The 14,980-nt window shown below is 68.6% G+C and carries 15 protein-coding genes; 12 read left to right on the top strand and 3 right to left on the bottom strand.

What is annotated here, in order from left to right:
* The first annotated feature begins 64 nt into the window (after positions 1 to 64).
* The 10 genes from pdxS to QZV84_RS06325 all read left to right on the top strand — a co-directional run bounded on the left by pdxS (position 65) and on the right by QZV84_RS06325 (position 10,384).
* Positions 65 to 979 (top strand): pyridoxal 5'-phosphate synthase lyase subunit PdxS, encoded by a 915-nt coding sequence (pdxS, locus tag QZV84_RS06370; RefSeq protein WP_292827024.1) that lies wholly within the window; start codon positions 65 to 67, stop codon positions 977 to 979.
* Positions 969 to 1,565: a pyridoxal 5'-phosphate synthase glutaminase subunit PdxT gene (gene pdxT, locus QZV84_RS06365; RefSeq protein WP_292827021.1), complete on the top strand. Its 597-nt coding sequence runs from the start codon at positions 969 to 971 to the stop codon at positions 1,563 to 1,565. Before pdxS ends, pdxT begins: the two co-directional genes overlap by 11 nt.
* Positions 1,566 to 1,699: 134 nt before the next feature.
* On the top strand, positions 1,700 to 2,458 hold the full coding sequence (locus tag QZV84_RS06360; RefSeq protein ID WP_292827019.1) for a YebC/PmpR family DNA-binding transcriptional regulator: 759 nt from the start codon (positions 1,700 to 1,702) through the stop codon (positions 2,456 to 2,458).
* Positions 2,459 to 2,505: 47 nt separating this feature from the next.
* Entirely contained in the window at positions 2,506 to 3,066 is a 561-nt protein-coding gene (ruvC, locus tag QZV84_RS06355) for a crossover junction endodeoxyribonuclease RuvC (protein ID WP_292827017.1), read from the top strand.
* 46 nt (positions 3,067 to 3,112) lie between these two features.
* On the top strand, positions 3,113 to 3,733 hold the full coding sequence (ruvA, locus tag QZV84_RS06350; protein WP_292827014.1) for a Holliday junction branch migration protein RuvA: 621 nt from the start codon (positions 3,113 to 3,115) through the stop codon (positions 3,731 to 3,733).
* Positions 3,726 to 4,748, top strand: a complete 1,023-nt coding sequence (ruvB, locus tag QZV84_RS06345; protein ID WP_292827011.1) for a Holliday junction branch migration DNA helicase RuvB — start codon at positions 3,726 to 3,728, stop codon at positions 4,746 to 4,748. Before ruvA ends, ruvB begins: the two co-directional genes overlap by 8 nt.
* Positions 4,749 to 4,829: 81 nt before the next feature.
* Positions 4,830 to 5,285: a preprotein translocase subunit YajC gene (locus QZV84_RS06340; RefSeq protein WP_292827008.1), complete on the top strand. Its 456-nt coding sequence runs from the start codon at positions 4,830 to 4,832 to the stop codon at positions 5,283 to 5,285.
* 38 nt (positions 5,286 to 5,323) lie between these two features.
* A complete protein-coding gene (secD, locus tag QZV84_RS06335; protein WP_292827005.1) occupies positions 5,324 to 7,057 on the top strand; it encodes a protein translocase subunit SecD in 1,734 nt (577 codons plus the stop codon).
* Positions 7,057 to 8,046, top strand: a complete 990-nt coding sequence (gene secF, locus QZV84_RS06330; protein ID WP_292827002.1) for a protein translocase subunit SecF — start codon at positions 7,057 to 7,059, stop codon at positions 8,044 to 8,046. Before secD ends, secF begins: the two co-directional genes overlap by 1 nt.
* Positions 8,047 to 8,119: 73 nt before the next feature.
* Entirely contained in the window at positions 8,120 to 10,384 is a 2,265-nt protein-coding gene (locus tag QZV84_RS06325; protein ID WP_292826999.1) for a bifunctional (p)ppGpp synthetase/guanosine-3',5'-bis(diphosphate) 3'-pyrophosphohydrolase, read from the top strand.
* Here the strand turns inward: QZV84_RS06325 and QZV84_RS06320 are convergent.
* The 3 genes from QZV84_RS06320 to QZV84_RS06310 all read right to left on the bottom strand — a co-directional run bounded on the left by QZV84_RS06320 (position 10,363) and on the right by QZV84_RS06310 (position 12,673).
* The gene (locus QZV84_RS06320; RefSeq protein ID WP_292826996.1) at positions 10,363 to 10,938 is read right to left on the bottom strand and encodes a type IV toxin-antitoxin system AbiEi family antitoxin; all 576 of its coding nucleotides are present in this window, start codon (positions 10,936 to 10,938) and stop codon (positions 10,363 to 10,365) included. The two genes, QZV84_RS06325 and QZV84_RS06320, sit on opposite strands and share 22 nt — an antisense overlap.
* Before the next feature lie 105 nt (positions 10,939 to 11,043).
* Positions 11,044 to 12,321, bottom strand: a complete 1,278-nt coding sequence (locus tag QZV84_RS06315; RefSeq protein WP_292826993.1) for a DUF349 domain-containing protein — start codon at positions 12,319 to 12,321, stop codon at positions 11,044 to 11,046.
* A 106-nt stretch (positions 12,322 to 12,427) separates the two neighbouring features.
* Entirely contained in the window at positions 12,428 to 12,673 is a 246-nt protein-coding gene (locus QZV84_RS06310; protein WP_292826989.1) for a dioxygenase, read from the bottom strand.
* A 160-nt stretch (positions 12,674 to 12,833) separates the two neighbouring features.
* Here QZV84_RS06310 and QZV84_RS06305 point away from each other — a divergent pair, with 160 nt between their 5' ends.
* Both QZV84_RS06305 and rpsD read left to right on the top strand, forming a co-directional pair.
* Positions 12,834 to 14,138, top strand: a complete 1,305-nt coding sequence (locus QZV84_RS06305) for a replication-associated recombination protein A (RefSeq protein WP_292827123.1) — start codon at positions 12,834 to 12,836, stop codon at positions 14,136 to 14,138.
* Between the two features lie 176 nt (positions 14,139 to 14,314).
* A complete protein-coding gene (rpsD, locus tag QZV84_RS06300) occupies positions 14,315 to 14,944 on the top strand; it encodes a 30S ribosomal protein S4 (RefSeq protein WP_292826986.1) in 630 nt (209 codons plus the stop codon).
* Positions 14,945 to 14,980 lie beyond the last annotated feature (36 nt).

Here is a 14,980-nt window from a genome sequence, read left to right as displayed (position 1 = left end):
CGATCGCCCGTGGCCCCTCAGGCACGGCTGGAGCGGCATCCGCGCCCAACTAGAATCGATGATTATGACTGACAGCACCACTCCCTCGAACGCGGCCGCGCAACATGGATCGAGCCGCGTCAAGCGCGGTCTCGCAGAGATGCTCAAGGGCGGCGTCATCATGGACGTCGTCACCGCGGACCAGGCCAAGATCGCGGAGGATGCCGGAGCCGTCGCGGTGATGGCGCTGGAGCGCGTGCCCGCCGACATCCGCGCCGAGGGCGGGGTGTCACGCATGAGCGACCCCGACATGATCGAGAGCATCATCGCATCGGTGTCGATCCCCGTGATGGCCAAGGCCCGCATCGGGCACTTCGTCGAGGCGCAGGTGCTGCAGGAGCTGGGCGTCGACTACATCGACGAGTCCGAGGTCCTGTCGCCGGCCGACTACATGAACCACATCGACAAATGGCGCTTCGCCGTCCCGTTCGTGTGCGGTGCAACCAACCTCGGGGAGGCTCTGCGCCGCATCAACGAGGGTGCGGCCATGATCCGCTCCAAGGGCGAGGCCGGCACGGGCGATGTCTCGGAGGCCACCAAGCACATCCGAAAGATCTCCGGCGAGATCAACGTCCTGCGCTCGCTGACCAAGGATGAGCTTTACGTCGCGGCCAAAGAGCTGCAGGCGCCCTACGAGCTGGTCGCCGAGATCGCCGAGACCGGCACGCTTCCCGTGGTGCTGTTCGTCGCCGGAGGCGTGGCCACGCCGGCCGACGCAGCCATGATGATGCAGCTCGGCGCGGACGGCGTCTTCGTCGGGTCGGGCATCTTCAAGTCGGGCAACCCCGCACAGCGCGCCGCGGCGATCGTGAAGGCGACGACCTTCTTCGACGACGCCAAGGTCGTCGCGGATGTGTCGCGGGGCCTCGGCGAAGCGATGGTCGGCATCAACGTGTCGGACCTGCCCGCGCCGCACCGCCTTTCCGAGCGTGGCTGGTAGGCGGCCGCACGTCGGAGTGCTCGCTCTGCAGGGCGACGTTCGCGAGCACGCCCGCGTGCTGAGCGACCTCGGCGCCGACGTGGAACTCGTCCGGCGTCCGAACGAGCTGACGGCGGTCGAGGGGCTCGTGATCCCCGGCGGCGAGTCGAGCGTGATCGACAAGCTCTCCCGCGCGTTCGGGATGCAGCGGCCCATCCGCGACGCGATTGCCGCGGGCATGCCGATGTACGGCACGTGCGCCGGGCTCATCCTCCTGGCCGACCGGATCACCGACGGCATCCAGGGCCAGGAGACCTTCGGCGGCCTCGACGTCGTGGTGCGCAGGAACGCATTCGGCAGTCAGCTGGAATCGTTCGAGACGGACCTGGACGTTCCCGCGCTGGGCGACCCCCCCGTGCACGCGGTGTTCATCCGCGCGCCGCTGGTCGAAGAGGTCGGCTCCGGCGTGGAGCCGCTCGCGCGGCTCGCGGACGGCCGGGTCGTGGCCGTCCGACACGCCCAGCTGCTGGGCACGTCGTTCCACCCGGAGGTCACCGGGGAGCGTCGTTTTCACGAGCTCTTCCTCGACACCGTGCGCGCCGCCTGACGACGCTCGCGGGTGCACCCCCTTGATCGCGCGGCCGACCCCCGCGCCCGCGCCGGCGTGCCTCAGCAGGGTGCGGCGTGACCTCATTGCGCTTCGGCTTCGAGACAGTCGCCCTGCCCGCGTAAACTGGAGCCATGTCCGGCCACTCCAAGTGGGCGACGACGAAGCACAAGAAGGCGATCATCGATTCGCGCCGTGCCAAATCGTTCGCCAAACTCATCAAGAACATCGAAGTCGCAGCCAAGATGGGCGGTGCCGACCTCTCGGGCAACCCGACCCTGGTCGACGCCATCCAGAAGGCGAAGAAGACGTCGGTCCCGATCGACAACATCAACCGCGCCGTAAAGCGGGGGGCGGGGCTCACCGGTGAGTCCGTCGACTACGCCACGATCATCTACGAGGGCTACGGGCCCAACGGCGTCGCGCTGCTGATCGAGTGCCTCACCGACAACAAGAACCGCGCGGCGGCGGAAGTGCGCACCACGATGACCCGCAACGGCGGGACCATGGGCGACCCGGGGAGCGTCGCCTACAACTTCCACCGCAAGGGCGTCATCGTCGTCGGCGGCGAGGGAACCAGCGAGGACGACGTCATGCTCGCGGTGCTGGATGCCGGAGCCGAAGAGATCGCGCCCCATTCCGACGGATTCGAGGTGCTCACCGACGCGAGCGACCTCGTCAAGGTCCGCACCGCGCTGCAGGACGCCGGCATCGACTACGAGTCCGCCGACGTCGAGTTCGTCCCGAGCCTCAAGGTCGAGATCGACGCCGACACGGCGCGCAAGGTCTTCCGGCTGATCGACGCACTCGAAGACAGCGACGACGTGCAGAACGTCTACAGCAACTTCGACCTGTCGGCCGAGGTGCAGGCCGAGCTCGAGACCGACGAGTAGGGCGCGCCGCTGACGACTCCTTCCCTTCCGCCGCTTAGCGTGGGGGAGTGGCAGCTCTGCGTGTTCTCGGCATCGACCCCGGGCTGACCCGCTGCGGCATCGGGGTCGTGGATGTGGCGCGCGACCGATCGGCCACGCTGGTGCACGTCGGCGTGATCCGCTCCGACCCGGGTGAGCGGATCGAGCGCCGCCTGGTGACCATCGCGGCCGGCATCCGCGCCGTGATCGACGAGCACGGCCCGTCGGTGATGGCGGTGGAGCGCGTCTTCTCGCAGCACAACCGCCAGTCCGTGATGGGAACCGCGCAGGCGAGCGGCATCGCACTGCTCATCGCCGGCGAACGGGGCCTGCCCGCCACGACCCATACCCCGACCGAGGTGAAGGCCGCCGTGACGGGCTACGGAGCGGCCGACAAGCGGCAGGTGCAGGCGATGATCGTGCGGATCCTGCGGCTGGATGAGGTGCCGAAGCCCGCAGATGCCGCCGACGCGCTCGCTCTCGCGCTGTGCCACGCGTGGCGCGGCGGCGCCGCCCAGGCGGCAACCGGTGGTTCGCTGACCCCGGCGCAGCGGGCGTGGGCGGACGCTGAACGTCTCGCCCGCCGATGAGCGTGTCGGTCGAACAAATCTGCGAACCGGCTCGTAGGCTGAGCACATGATCTCCTCGCTGCGCGGTCGGGCCGCCCACGTCGACACGGACTCGCTGGTGGTGGAGGTGGGGGGGATCGGACTGGCCGTCGCGGTCACGCCGCATGTCGCCGCCGCCACAAACGTCGGCGACGACGTGCATCTGCACACGAACCTGATCGTGCGGGAGGACGCGCTCTCGCTGTTCGGCTTCGAGAGCCACGACGAGCTCGTCGTCTTCACGCAGCTGCTGAGCGTCACGGGCGTCGGTCCCAAGTCGGCCCTGGGAGTGCTCGCAGCCCTCAGTGTCGGGCAGATCGCGGAGGCGGTCACCGCCGACGACGATTCCCCGTTTCGCAGGGTGTCGGGCATCGGACCGAAGACCGCGAAGCTCATCGTGGTCCAGCTCGCCGGCAGGGTCGTCGCGCCGCGCTCGGGCGGAGCCGCGCGTGCCGATGCCGCGCCCGGCGTGGCCGCGCAGGTCACGCAGGCGCTCGTCGGCCTCGGCTGGAGCGAGCGCGCCGCGAGCGAGGCGGTGGCATCCGCCGTCGAGGAGGCGAGCCCCGCAGAGCGCGCGGCCGTTCCGGCACTCCTGCGCCTGACGCTCGCGACGCTCGGTCCGGCGCGGAAGGAGCGCACCGGTGGATGACGTGCACGACGCCGACGAGCCCGTCGACGAGGCGGAGCTCGCGATCGAAGGCGCCCTGCGGCCGGCATCCCTGGCGGAGTTCGTCGGCCAGCAGAAGGTGCGCGGGCAACTGCAGCTGCTGCTGGACGCGGCCCGCATCCAGCAGCGGCCCGCCGACCACATCCTGCTGTCCGGCCCGCCGGGCCTGGGCAAGACCACGCTCGCGATGATCGTCGCGCACGAGAGCGCCCGGCCGCTGCGGCTCTCGAGCGGCCCGGCGATCCAGCACGCGGGCGACCTGGCAGCGCTCCTGTCCAGCCTCACGCCCGGCGAGGTGCTGTTCATCGACGAGGTGCACCGCATGGCACGCTCCGCCGAAGAGATGCTCTACCTCGCGATGGAGGACTTCCGGATCGACATCATGGTCGGCAAGGGCGCCGGTGCCACCAGCATCCCGATCGATCTGTCGCCGTTCACCCTCGTGGGCGCGACGACGCGGTCCGGGCTGCTGCCCAACCCCCTCCGCGATCGGTTCGGGTTCACCGCGCATCTCGAGTACTACGAGCCACATGAGCTGGAGCGGGTGATCGAGCGTTCGGCCGCCATGCTCTCGGTCGACCTGCCGCCCGCCTCGCGCGCCGAGATCGCCCGGCGGTCGCGCGGCACGCCGCGCATCGCCAACCGGCTGCTGCGCCGCGTGCGGGATTTCATGGTCGTTCGCGGGGGCGCCGGCGACACGACGACCGTCGATGCCGCACTCGACCTGTACGATGTCGACGCGATCGGGCTCGATCGACTCGACCGCGCCGTCCTCGATGCGCTCGTACGGCGGTTCCGCGGGGGGCCGGTCGGGCTCAGCACGCTCGCGGTCGCCGTCGGAGAGGAGGCCGAAACGATCGAATCCGTCGTCGAGCCATACCTCGTGCGCATCGGCTTCATGGGCCGCACACCGCGCGGCCGTATCGCGATGCCGTCGGCGTTCGCGCACATGGGCGCCTCACACGTCGACTCGGCGCTCAGATTCGATGATCTATAATCGCTGGAGGCTCTCGCCTAACTCCCTCCTGCAAGGCAGCGCCGCCACGGCACACGCCTGATTCGAAAGGCTCTCGCCTCCATGGAATTCCTCTCCAACTACGGCCTCATCATCCTGCTGGTCGTCCTGCTCGGCTTCATGTTCTGGAGCTCGCGCCGACGCACGCAGAAGCAGAAGATCGAGCAGGAGAAGAAGGCGCGCGAAACGGTCCCCGGCGCCGAGGTGCTGATGCAGGGCGGCCTGTACGGCACGATCGTCTCCTTCGACCCCGACAATCTCGACCGCCCCGCTGTCGTCGAGATCGCGCCGGGCGTCGAGATCAAGGTGCACAGCCAGGCCATCCTCCGTGTCGTGGACCCGACCGAGGGAACGGTCACCGAGGACGAGTTCATCGAGGCCGAGGCGAACGAGGCGGGCTACATCGCCGGTGTCGCGAGCGGGTCGATCAGCTCGATCAGCGACGACCACGCACGCGCCGTCGAGGCTGAGCACACCGCCGACCCCGACACCGACGCGGACACCAAGCCCAAGGCCTGACCGAACGCCCTCCGGGGCTCTCAGAAAGCTGACCCTTCGTGGCGACCCCCACTCCTGTCCGGCATGCCTGGCGTGCGCTGACCGGTCTTCTGATCATCACCGCCGTCCTGTTCGGCATCAACGCGCTCGGCGTCTATGTGTTCAAGGCGAGTTCGTGGACTCCCGAGCTCGCGCTCGACCTCCAGGGCGGCACGCAGATCATCCTCGAGGCGCAGACGGCCGACGGCACCGCACCGACAGAAGACCAGCTGAACCAGGCCGTCACGATCATCCGCCAGCGCGTCGACGCCTCAGGTGTCGGTGAAGCGGATGTGACCACCGAGGGCGGCAAGAACATCGTCGTTCAGATCCCTGGTCAAGCAGACGAGCAGACCCGTCAGCGCATCGAGGCATCCGCTCAGCTGCAGCTGCGTGCCGTGCTCGTGGCCGGGCAGCCCGCGACCACCTTCGTCGGCGAGGACGGCAAGGAGACGCCGTATCCGAGCCCCGACCCTTCGCTCGAGGCCACCCCGACGACGTCGCCGACCAACGGCAGCGACCTCGCGTGGATCACCCCCGCCCTGCAGGCCGAGTACCTCGCGTATGACTGCGCGAACCCCGACAACGATCCGGCCAACGCGCCCAAGGACGAGCCGCTCATCACGTGCGACCCGGACGGCACGGTGAAATACATCCTCGGGCCGGTCGAGCTCGACGGATCCTCGATCAGCGACGCGACGTTCGGCCTGCAGCAGACGAATGGCCAGTGGGCGGTCAACCTCAAGTTCGACGACGCCGGCACCAAGACGTTCGGCGAGATCAGCCAGCGCCTGTACGGCGCCAACCCGCCGCTGAACCAGTTCGCCTTCGTCCTGGACGGCTATGTGCTCTCCGCACCGTCGATGAACGCGGTCATCCTCGGCGGCGACCCCAGCATCACGGGCAGCTTCACGCAGGACAGCGCCAAGGTGCTCGCGGATCAGCTGAAGTACGGCGCGCTGCCGCTCAGCTTCGAGGTCGTCAGCTCCGACACCATCTCGGCCACACTCGGCTCCCAGCAGCTCATGATCGGCCTCATTGCGGGTCTGATCGGCCTGGCTCTGGTCGCGATCTACGTGCTCATCGTCTACCGCGCGCTCGGACTCGTGATCATCGCCTCGCTCGCGGTCATGGGTGTGCTGACGTACATCACGATCTCCATCCTGGCGTGGCGCTTGGGCTTCCGCCTGTCACTGGCCGGAGTGGCCGGCCTGATCGTCTCGATCGGATTCACAGCCGACTCCTTCATCGTCTATTTCGAGCGCATCCGAGACGAGCTGCGCGACGGCAAGTCGATCACCGGCGCCGTCGAGGACGGCTGGGGACGCGCGAAGCGGACGATCTACATCTCCAAGTCGATCAACATCCTCGCCGCCGTCGTGCTGTACATCCTGGCCGACGCCACGGTGAAGGGCTTCGCATTCACACTGGGACTCACCACGGTGATCGACGTCATGATCTTCATCCTGTTCACCCACCCGGTCATGCAGTTGCTTGCCCGCACCAAGTTCTTCGGGTCGGGGCATCCGCTCTCCGGAATGGATCCCGCCGCGCTCGGCGCCGTCTACCGCGGGCGCGCCCGGTTCCGTGCCCCGGTGGCCCAGAGCACGAAGACCCAGGCAGATCGCCGCGCGTCTCGTTCGCGGGGCGAAGCGGAGCGCCGTCAGACGATCGCCGAGCGGAAGCAGGCCGAGCTGACGAAGGTGCCCGACACCGGCAAACCGTCGAAGACCGACAAGGGGGCAGAGCTCTGATGCGCTCGATGAGCCAGCTCGGCAACGATCTCTACACCGGCAAGACCTCGTTCCCCTTCGTGGGTCGACGCCGCCTGTGGTTCATCATCGCGTCGATCCTCGTGATCGGGTCCGCCCTGGTGCCGCTGTTTCGCCCCATCCAGTTCTCCATCGAGTTCACCGGCGGCTCGCAGTTCACCGTGTCGGGGGTCTCGTCGCCCGATCAGCAGCTCGCAACCGACGCGGTGCACACCGTCGTCCCGGACGCGACCACCAAGGTCACCACCGTCGGCGACGCCACCGTGCGGGTGCAGACCGATCAGCTCACCCCCGTCGAGACGCAGCAGGTCACCGACGCGCTCGCCGAGGCCTACGCCGTGCCGGTCAGCGAGGTCACCTCTTCGTTCATCGGACCGAGCTGGGGCGCCGACGTGACCCGCCAGTCGCTCTGGGGTCTGGCGATCTTCCTCGCCCTGACCTTCCTGATTCTTGCCCTCTACTTCCGCACCTGGAAGATGTCTGTCACCTCGATCATCGGACTGCTCGACGTGCTGGTCATCACGGTCGGCGTCTACGCTCTCTGGGGCTTCGAGATCTCGCCCGCGGCGGTCATCGGATTTCTCACGATCCTGTCGTATGCGCTGTACGACACGACCGTCGTGTTCGACAAGATCCGGGAGAACACGACCGAGGACGGTGAGATCTCGGGGCGCACGTTCGGCGAATCGGTGAACCTCGCCGTGAACCAGACCCTGATCCGGTCGATCAACACCACGGTCGTGGCGATCCTCCCCACCGGGGCGATTCTCTTCATCGGAGCGCTCTGGCTCGGTGCGCAGACATTGACCGACATCTCACTGGCGATCTTCGTCGGCACGATCGTCGCGGCCTACTCCACGCTGTTCGTCGCAGCTCCGCTGTACTCGCTCTTCCGCGAGAACGAGGCAGACGTCAAGGCCCGCGATGCTCGGGCTCTGAGCGCACGCGAGCGGGCCGGAGCGCCGGTCTGAGCACCGGTTCTCCCTGCAGCGGGGGCTGACCGCCGCGGGCGTAGGATTGAGGTCCAGCGGAGGGGAGTATCGGATGGCCGAGACCGTTCCTCCCGCCCAGTCGCCGCCCGCCCAAGCATCGTCGCTGCGCCGGCTCGTCCCACGCATATTCTCGCGGTCCGCACGACGCGATGATGTCGAACAGCTGCTTCGGACGGTGCGCACCCACCACCCCAAAGGTGACCTGTCGATCATCGAGCGCGCCTATACGGTCGCGGACGAGGCACACCAAGGCCAGACCAGGCAGAGCGGTGAACCGTACATCACGCACCCGCTCGCCGTGGCTCAGATCCTCGCGGACCTCGGCCTCGGCCCGAAGGCGATAGCCGCAGCGCTCCTGCACGACACGGTGGAAGACACCGGGTACGCCCTTGAAACGCTGAACGCCGAATTCGGCGACGAGGTCGCGATGCTGGTGGACGGCGTCACCAAACTCGACAAGGTCAAGTACGGTGAGAGCGCGCAGGCCGAGACGGTGCGCAAGATGATCGTCGCGATGTCGCGCGATATCCGCGTGCTGCTCATCAAGCTCGCCGACCGTCTGCACAACGCTCGCACCTGGGGCTTCGTGCCGCCCGAGAAGGCGCAGAAGAAGGCCACCGAGACCCTCGAGATCTACGCGCCGCTCGCGCATCGGCTCGGCATCCAGACGATCAAGTCCGAACTCGAGGACCTCTCGTTCGCGGTGCTGCATCCGAAGCTCTACGCCGAGATCGAGAGCCTCGTCCTGCAGCGCACGCCGCAGCGCGAGCAGTACGTCCAGAGCGTCATCGACGCGGTCGAAACCGACCTGCGGGAACTGCGCATTCGCGGGCGCGTCATGGGCCGTCCGAAACAGCTCTATTCGGTCTACCAGAAGATGGTCGTTCGCGGCCGCGAGTTCGACGACATCTACGACCTCATCGGCATCCGCGTCCTCGTCGGGAGCGTCCGCGACTGCTACGCCGTCCTCGGCGCGATCCACGCGCGCTGGACGCCGCTGCCGGGCCGTTTCAAGGACTACATCGCGACCCCCAAGTTCAACCTGTACCAGTCGCTGCACACGACCGTCATCGGGCCCGGCGGCCGGACGGTGGAGATCCAGATCCGCACGAACGAGATGCACCAGCAGGCCGAATACGGGGTGGCTGCGCACTGGAAGTACAAGGAGCGCCTGACCGGCGGCAAGCCCGACGCGAAGTCGGTCGACACCGACATGGCGTGGCTGGCACGCATCTCGGACTGGCAGGCCGAGACGGCCGATCCGGGCGAGTTCCTGGACTCCCTGCGCTTCGAGATCGGCGCCAAAGAGGTCTATGTCTTCACCCCGAAGGGCCGCGTGATCGGCCTTCCCGCCGGCGCGACCCCGGTCGATTTCGCGTACGCCGTGCATACCGAGGTTGGCCACCGCACGATGGGCGCCAAGGTCAACGGCCGCCTCGTGCCCCTCGAATCAGAACTGCAGAGCGGTGACGTGGTCGAGGTCTTCACCTCGAAGAATCCGGATGCCGGGCCCAGTCAGGACTGGCTGACCTTCGTCAAGAGCACCCGAGCCCGCAGCAAGATCCGCGGCTGGTTCACCAAGGAGCGCCGCGAAGAGGCCATCGAGCAGGGCAAGGAGGCGATCGCGCGCGGGATGCGCCGCCAGAACCTGCCGCTGCAGCGCCTGATGAGCCAGGACTCGTTCGGCGAGGTGGCTCGCGCGCTCAATTATGAGGACGTAACCGCGCTGTACGCCGCCGTCGGCGAGGGGCACGTCTCGACGCAATCGGTCATCGAAAAGGTCACCGCTGCCGTCAGCGCGAACGACACCTCGACCGGACCCATCGACATTCCGCATGTGGGGCGTTCCCGTCAGCCGCGCGGCGGCGACTCCGGCGTGCTCGTGCGCGGATCGCCCGACATCCTCGTGAAGCTCGCCAAGTGCTGCACGCCGGTCCCCGGCGACGAGGTCTTGGGCTTCGTCACCCGCGGCAGCGGCGTATCAGTGCACCGCACCGACTGCACGAACGTGCAATCGCTCATGAACGACGCCGAGCGGCTCATCGAGGTCGAATGGGCGCCCACGGCCAAGAGCATCTTCCTCGTGCAGATCCAGATCGAGGCGCTGGATCGCTCCGGGCTGCTGAGCGATGTCACGCGCGTGCTGAGCGAGCACCACGTGAACATCCTCTCAGCCACGGTCTCGACGACCAACGACCGGCTCGCACTGAGCCGCTTCGTCTTCGAGATGGGCGACATCGTCCACCTCGAGCGCGTGCTCAACGCCGTGAGGCGCATCGACGCCGTGTACGACGTCTACCGCGTCACGTCGTCCTGACCCGCGCCTGCGCTTTCGCGCTCGGCGAGTTCGCGCAGGAATGCCAGAGCTGACCGCTTGTGGGGGAGGGCGCCGTGGGACTCGAGCCAGAGGATGGAGCGCGCCGCCAGCCCAGGGAGGGCATCCGCCAGCATCCTCCCCGCCGCAGCATACTCGGCGTCGGGCACCCGCGAGAGGTCGGCGAGTGTGCGCTCGGGAAGGGTCACCAGGACCCCGCCGATCGTCGTCAGGTCATCGGGATCCACGCGGAGATCCCGGTATTGCAGGCGGCGGCCGATCACGTGGTGCAGACGACGCGCGACAGCGCGCTGCACGGTGTGACGGGCGGGCGGCTCGTGCAGCGCACCATGAATCCACGCCGCACTGAGGTGAGTGGCCGCCAGGCTGTCGCCCAGCAGTCCGCTCAGCGAGCCGGCGCGCAGCGCGCGGGTCTCAACGGCGTCGGCGGGGATGTAGGCCTCACCGAGTTCCACGAGGTGCCCGTCCAGGCGCGCGGCGGACAGCTCGGCAGGCGAAAGTCGATCATTCGCGAAGTACAGGAACGGTGAAGGCATGAGAGCCACTGTGCCCGACGGGTGGTCCTCCCAGGACCGCGCCCGGCGAGTCTGTGGACAAGCCGCCCGCCGCGACGGGAGGGTGGCGCGGGGACCAGCCGCGGCCTAGCCGCCGAGGGCGGTGAGCCAGGCGCGTCGCGCATCCAGCGCCTCGGTCGCTTTGGCGATCGCCGCCTCATCGCCCGACTTGTTCGCCTTGCTCAGCTCATCCTCGAGCTTCTGAATCGCCTCGGTCAGCTGACGCGTCATCTCGTCCGCGCGCGCCTTGGTCTCGGGGTTGTTGCGCTTCCAGTCCGTCTCTTCGCGACCGCGAAGGGCCGTCTCGATCCGGCGCAGGTCGTCCTCTAGCGCGCGCTCCTTGTCTTGCGGGAAGACCCGCCCGATGTCGTCCCACTGACGCTGGATCTCCGTCAGTGCGCTGCGGGCCTTGACCAGATCCGGCTCGTCGGCGATCACGCGGGCTTGGTCGAGGAGGGCGCGTTTGGCGTGCAACTTCTCGCGCGATGCCTCGGCGTCCGCTGCCTCGCGTTCCCCGCGGGCGCCGTAGAGGGCATCACCAGCGGCCTTGAACCGGGCCCAGAGTGCGTCGTCGGCCTTCTTGCCGGCGCGGCCGGCGGTCTTCCACTGGTCGAGCAGTTCGCGGTAGGTCGCGATGCCGTCCTCGCCCTTCGGCGCCAGCGCCTCGGCCTTCTCGACGAGACGCACCTTCTGGTCGCGAACGGTCTTGTGCGCCTCGTCCTGCTCGGCGTAGAACTCGCGACGGTGCTTGTCGACGGTCGCCCGCGCATCGCGGAAGCGCTTCCACAGCTGCTGACCGGTCGACTTCGGCAGACGAGGTCCGTTCTGCTGCTGCGCCTGCCACTGGTCGAACAGCGATGCGAGATCGGCGGATGCCTGCTTCCACTGCACACTGTGCGGGTCGCGGGCGGCGAGCGCTTCGGCCTTCTCGACGAGCTCGGTGCGCGCGCGCACAGCGTCCTCGACTGCCAGACGCTGTGCGGCGGCCTCAGTGGCGGTTGCCTCCGTGAGCGCTCCGGTCAGCGAGAGCACGCGGGCATCGAGCGCGGCGAGGTTGCCGACCGCGGCCGCGTCCTGGAGCTTGGCGTGCAGCGCCTTCGCGGCAGCGCGAAGGTCTGCCGTCGATGCGCCACCGTGACGATGGCGCACCTCGAGGAGCGCGACCTCGCTGGCCAGATCGGAGAACTTGCGGCGGTAGTACGCGAGCGCCTCCTCAGCCGAACCGTCGGGATACTGGCCGACCACGCGCCATCCGTCGGCCTCGCGCACCGAGACGGTGCCGTCGTCGTCGACGCGTCCCCACGGTTCGGTCTCAGGAGCGGGTTCGGTGGCGGATTCGGGAGTGGACTCTGCTGCGGCAGTCACGGGATGCACCTCATCGCGGCTCTCGCCGCCTGTGGGGGATGGACGGCTCCCAAGCCTAGTACGGGCGGAAGCTCTCACCGAGGGCGCAGAGGACGCCGTCGGCGGGTCAGAGGGTGGGCGTCGCGGACGGTGTCGCCGAGGGGGTCGGGACCGGGGCGCCGGGCCCGGCCATGAAGTACGCCACCTGGCCTCCGATGACCGCGAGGATCAGCAGTCCGCCACCGATGCCGGCGATCAGATTGTCGCGCGTGCGGCGCCGTGACTGCTCAACGTGAAGCGCCCGGCGGGCCTGATAGACCCGCACGCGCTCTCGCTCCGCACGCGTGTCACGCTGCTTTCCACCGGTCGCCACGGGACCTCCCTTGCTCGCCGGGCAACCCGGGCGGGTTGATCATACGGGCCGCCGAGACGGGGGCCAAACCCGCGCCGCACCGAGGGTCGGATGCGGCCGTTAGCCTGGGTGCGTGACCTCCGCCGCGCTCTTCCAGGGGCAGACCCCCCTCGCCGTGCGCATGCGACCGACGTCGCTGGACGAGGTCGCCGGCCAGGCGCACCTGCTGCGGCCCGGCTCACCTCTCGTGCTGCTGGCCCGGCCCGACATCTCGACGGGGGCGGCGGCATCGGTGATCCTGTGGGGACCCCCCGGCACCGGCAAGACGACGCTCGCGCAGGCGATCGCCCGCTCGTCCGGTCGCCGCTTCGTCGAGCTGTCGGCGGTGACGGCGGGCGTGAAGGACGTGCGGGAGGTCCTGCAGGAGGCGTTGACTCAGCGTGACCTCTACGGCCAGTCGACGATCCTCTTCCTCGACGAGATCCACCGCTTCACGAAGGCGCAGCAGGACACGCTCCTGCCCGGAGTCGAGAACGGCTGGGTCGTGCTGATCGCCGCCACGACCGAGAACCCGTCGTTCTCGGTGATCTCGCCGCTGCTCTCGCGGTCGCTGCTGCTCACCCTGCGGCCGCTGACCGACGAGGATCTCGGCATGCTGCTGGACCGCGCGATCGCCGACCCTCGCGGACTGGGCGGTGGTGTGACACTCCTGCCCGAGGCGCGCGACGCCCTGGTGCGACTGGCCTCCGGCGACGCGCGACGAGCCCTGACCGCGCTGGAGGCCGCGGCATCCCTCGCCGAGCCGGTCGAGGACGACGACACCCACGAGGCGTCGGATCCGGCCCTATCGGAGATCACCGCCGACCATGTGGCCAGTGCCGTGGATCGCGCGCTGCTGCGCTACGACCGCCAGGGCGACGAGCACTACGACGTGATCAGCGCATTCATCAAGTCGATCCGCGGATCCGATGTGGACGCGGCGATGCACTATCTTGCGCGCATGGTCGAGGCGGGAGAGGACCCCCGGTTCATCGCGCGGCGCCTCGTGATCTCGGCATCCGAAGACATCGGACTCGCCGATCCGCAAGCCCTCGTTATCGCGGTCGCCGCCGCCGACGCTGTTGCCTTCATCGGGATGCCGGAGGGCCGCATCCCGCTCGCCGAGGCGACCGCCTATCTCGCGACCACCGCGAAGTCGAACGCCGCATACCTGGCGATCGACAAGGCGATCGCGGACGTGCGCGCCGGCGGCTTCGGCCGCGTCCCGCCCCACCTGCGCGACGCGCACTACCCGGGCGCGAAGCGGCTCGGCCACGGCAAGGACTACCGGTACCCGCACGACTCCGATGTCGGCGTCGTAGCCCAGCAGTATCTGCCAGACGAACTGACATCGAAGCGGTACTACGAACCGACCAGCCACGGGCAGGAACGCGATGTGCAGGGCCGCCTCGACAAGATCCGCCGCATCCTCGGTTCCGGCGCCTGACCAGGCGCTGGGCGCCGATCTGCTAAGCTGGACCGGCTCGAAACGCAGTTTTCGGGTATCTCCTTCCCCCACAACACCTTCGGTGCGCCCCGACGTGCGCTCCGTCAGGGCAGGTCGGGAGATACGTCCATGAGTCCGCGAAAGACGCGGCCATGTTGTTTTGGAAGGACACATCCGTGCCCACGAAGTCCCAGGACCGCCGCAAGGTCCGCCTCTCCCGAGCGCTCGGCATCCCGCTGACGCCGAAGGCCGCCAAGTACCTCGAGAAGCGTCCGTACGCTCCGGGCGAGCACGGCCGCACCAAGCGCAAGCAGGACAGCGACTACGCCGTCCGCCTCCGTGAGAAGCAGCGTCTGCGCGAGCAGTACGGCATCCGTGAGAAGCAGATGCGCAACACGTTCAACGAGGCTCGCCGCACCCAGGGACTGACCGGTGAGAACCTGGTCGAGCTCCTCGAGATGCGTCTGGACGCGCTCGTGCTGCGCGCCGGCTTCGCCCGCACCACCGCGCAGGCCCGCCAGCTCGTCGTGCACCGCCACATCCTCGTCGACGGCCAGACCGTCGACCGCCCGTCGTTCCGCGTGAAGCCGGGTCAGCTCATCCACGTCAAGGCCAAGAGCGAGGGCACCGAGCCCTTCCAGGTGGCAGCGGCGGGCGGTCACGCCGACGTTCTGCCTCCGGTTCCGGGCTACCTCGAGGTCGAGCTCGACAAGCTGCACGCGACGCTGCTGCGTCGTCCGAAGCGCGCCGAGGTCCCCGTGACCGGTGACGTCCAGCTCGTGGTCGAGTACTACGCGGCGCGCTAGCGCCGCGCCGGGACGCTGCGCGAAGCGCCGCGTCCC

It is taken from the genome of Microbacterium sp., assembly GCF_011620715.1.
Classification (GTDB): Bacteria; Actinomycetota; Actinomycetes; order Actinomycetales; family Microbacteriaceae; genus Microbacterium.
Note: the sequence above shows the minus strand (reverse complement) of the source record. Positions and strands in the feature narration are given on the sequence as shown.

Bases quoted from the DNA above. Each gene is read 5' to 3' on its own strand.
- pdxS (WP_292827024.1), top strand. From the start codon at position 65: ATGACTGACAGCACCACTCCCTCGAACGCGGCCGCGCAACATGGATCG.
- QZV84_RS06360 (WP_292827019.1), top strand. From the start codon at position 1,700: ATGTCCGGCCACTCCAAGTGGGCGACGACGAAGCACAAGAAGGCGATC.
- ruvA (WP_292827014.1), top strand. From the start codon at position 3,113: ATGATCTCCTCGCTGCGCGGTCGGGCCGCCCACGTCGACACGGACTCG.
- QZV84_RS06340 (WP_292827008.1), top strand. From the start codon at position 4,830: ATGGAATTCCTCTCCAACTACGGCCTCATCATCCTGCTGGTCGTCCTG.
- secF (WP_292827002.1), top strand. From the start codon at position 7,057: ATGCGCTCGATGAGCCAGCTCGGCAACGATCTCTACACCGGCAAGACC.
- QZV84_RS06325 (WP_292826999.1), top strand. From the start codon at position 8,120: ATGGCCGAGACCGTTCCTCCCGCCCAGTCGCCGCCCGCCCAAGCATCG.
- QZV84_RS06320 (WP_292826996.1), bottom strand. From the start codon at position 10,938: ATGCCTTCACCGTTCCTGTACTTCGCGAATGATCGACTTTCGCCTGCC.
- QZV84_RS06305 (WP_292827123.1), top strand. From the start codon at position 12,834: ATGCGACCGACGTCGCTGGACGAGGTCGCCGGCCAGGCGCACCTGCTG.